Origin of the sequence: Flavobacterium labens (assembly GCF_048286755.1) — a bacterium.
In the GTDB taxonomy this organism is placed as follows: domain Bacteria; phylum Bacteroidota; class Bacteroidia; order Flavobacteriales; family Flavobacteriaceae; genus Flavobacterium.
This window is the reverse complement of the sequence record NZ_JBLVPL010000014.1, coordinates 1-3020: the sequence shown is the minus strand read 5'-3', so window position 1 is coordinate 3020 and position 3020 is coordinate 1. Positions and strand designations below refer to the sequence as shown.

Genomic DNA, 3020 nt, shown 5'->3' with positions numbered 1-3020 from the left:
CTCAATAAATTTTTAGTTGGAGCATTCGTACAATTATCTGTAGCGGCAGGTGATAAAGCCAAAGCAGCAGTTATGCCAGCAGTATCGCTGCATTGTAAAGTTTGATTTAAAGAAGCTTCAGCTGTAGTTACCACAGGATCCGTATTATCTACAACTGTAACAGTTTTTGTACAAGTTGAAATACATCCATTAGCATCGGTAATTTTTAATGATAATATAAATGTTGCATTACATCCAGAACCAGCAGTTACTGATACAGATTGAGAATTCTTACTTCCCACAATTACTCCATTTCCTGAAATACTCCATTCATAATTAGCGCTAGTTGGAGCTGTATAAATGTTAGAAGTTGAAGAAGGACATAATGGTTCATCTGAACCTGATATAGAGCAGGTTAGTGGTTGGCTGACGGTTATTGTTACATCATCAGATACTGTACATTGTGATCCTGACCCAGATATAGGTCCTGTTACGACAGTAAGTCGGAATGTTGCAGAATTTCCAGTGATATTTACATTTGAATTGAGACTATTTGGACTATCAATAGTGGCGGTACCACTTACTAATGACCAAGTTTTGGATATAACTTGATATCCATTGCTAGGTACTGCTGATCCTTGAAGCGTATATGGTAATCCTGAACAAACAGTAGCATCATCGCCTGCATCAGAACTTCCTAGGGTGAGGTTATCAATAGCAACTGGATTAAAAAAATCTTTAATAGCTGCAGATGAGGATGTAGAAGTTTTAGATTTAACGAAAACAGTTTTTATTTTAAGACTTGTACATGGATCAATTGATCCTAATACTGCGGTTAAATTAACTGCTGATTCAATAAATGTATTTTGTAAATAACTGTTAACACCAAATGCCTGATAAGGTACAGGAATAGTGCTGGTATTTCCTGCGGCAAATACTGAGTTAAGTGGTAAAGATGAAAAGTAAGTTTTGTATTCCCATGTACCGCCAACAAGTTCCCATCGTTGAATGTCAAATTTAGCAACACCATTTTCAAAATATACGGTTAATAAAAAATCACCTAATGTTCTTCCGCCAGTCGAAGCAGGAGCCGAAGTAGCAAAACCAGTAGTTGTCTTACTCATAGGTGTTTGAAGAAATTCAAAATCAACATAAGCATTTCCACTGTTACTTAAACGATCAGCTGCAAAAACAACCCATACATTTCCATTTGAATCAGTAGTTAAATGGATTAATGCATTGTTCATGTCGGTTTTATCATTTGCAGTACCAGGAGTCCATGTCCAATTGTTAGGATTGTCACCAACTTTATCTCCTCCTCCAAAAATGTTGTCTGATGAAGTGTTATACAAATCATACAAGTGATAAGTAGTTCCTGTATTTAAAGCTCCTCCCGAATTATTAAGTATAAAACCACCAGCACCAGTTCCATCAACCCAATCTCCTGTGGCTGTATTCGCAAAAAGAGTACCGTCAATATTAAATCCTCCACTTGGAGTATTAATAGGAGCAATACCAGGACCTATTTGTGCAAGAGATACTGTCGTAAAACTTAAAAAGAATAATAATAAAGTTGTAAATAATCTTGTCGAATGAGTAAAATTTGATTTCATATTGATTTGTTTTAAATCGTTAGAAAGTTTAAACATCTTAAAATTGCTAAATGTATATTTAACAATTTTTATCAGAATTAAAAGGAGAATAGTTTGGATTAAAATATTTAGTCGCCATTAGATTTGAATCAATGTTTATAGAAACTAAATGGTATATCGATGAATTAATACACAAAATTATTTTAGATTCAGAACTTATGATTTGATTAAGTTTTTCCTGTATTTTGGAGTTCTAAATGAAGAATATAGATTACCCACGAACATTAAGAAAGTAAGTAAAAGGAAAGTAATTTTTGTATTCATACTATCAAATTTTAATTTATTATTACTAAAATTAATTTGTGGTATTTGATAAATGGAAAATCAATTTTTTATTTGAAAAAATAAAGCGAAAAATGTTTTTAATAGAACAATTATAATTTTTAGATTTTATATTAATTTTTAATTTCTGAATTTTTCAGAAATTAGAGCTGTTTTTTGATATTAAAAAATCTTTTTCTTTGGCAATTGTTTGTTTATCAGTGTATTTGAAGAAAAAAATCTTGCTTTATTAAAATTAAAATTACAAAGAATCAGTAGTATTTATTTTTTTTCTCTACAACGAACCTAAATACTCGTTGAAATGTATTTTTTTATGAAAAATTTAGTTTTTCATTTCAAAAAATTAACAATTGATTTATGTTTTTAATAAGCAGAATGGTAATGCTTTTTAGAATTTAACTTAATTTTTTTAGGACTTTAATTGCATTACCTAATTAAGCTTACTATAATTATATGTTTATTCCTAAAATAAATAAACCTCGAAAGTGAGACTCCCGAGGTTTAATTTATTGAATAGAATTAACTATTTCAAGTCACAAAAGATATTACAAAGCAGTAATAATAAATTCACTTCTTCTGTTAAGTTGGTGTTCCTCTTCGGAACAAATTACATCATCAGTGCATTTGTTTACCAGTTGAGTTTCACCATATCCTTTACCTGTTAATCTGCTTGTATCAATTCCATTTTTAACTAACCAGTTAATGGTTGATTTGGCTCTTCTTTCAGATAATGCTTCATTGTATTTGAATGTTTGTCTGCTGTCAGTATGAGAACGGATATCAATTTTCATTGTTGGGTTCTGATTTAAAACATCTAATATTTTTTCTAAATCCAGAGCTGCTTCAGCTCTAATATTCGATTTGTCTAAATCAAAATAAATCATTTTTATACCAAAACATTTACCCAAATCATCACCAACGGCTACTTTACATATTTCTTTTTCTAATGCAATTGGTAAATACGTTTTTCCAGTTGTTGCAGCGATAGTAATTTTTTCTTCTTTGGTTGTGTATTCTGGTTTTTCAGCCCTTACACTGTAAGTCTTTCCACATTCAACCTTAAAGCTATATTTTCCTTTATCATCAGAAGTGGCAGTATTGACAACT

The 3020-nt window shown here is 30.9% G+C and carries 2 protein-coding genes; both read right to left on the bottom strand.

All coding sequences use genetic code 11. The annotated features are described in order from the left end of the window. The coding region (locus ACNQF8_RS15260; RefSeq protein ID WP_417953920.1) for a hypothetical protein at nt 1-1592 on the bottom strand (1592 nt) is incomplete at its 3' end. A gap of 866 nt (nt 1593-2458) precedes the next feature. Beyond that, nucleotides 2459-3020 (bottom strand): OmpA family protein (locus tag ACNQF8_RS15255; protein WP_417953919.1); only part of this gene is annotated, 562 nt, incomplete at its 5' end.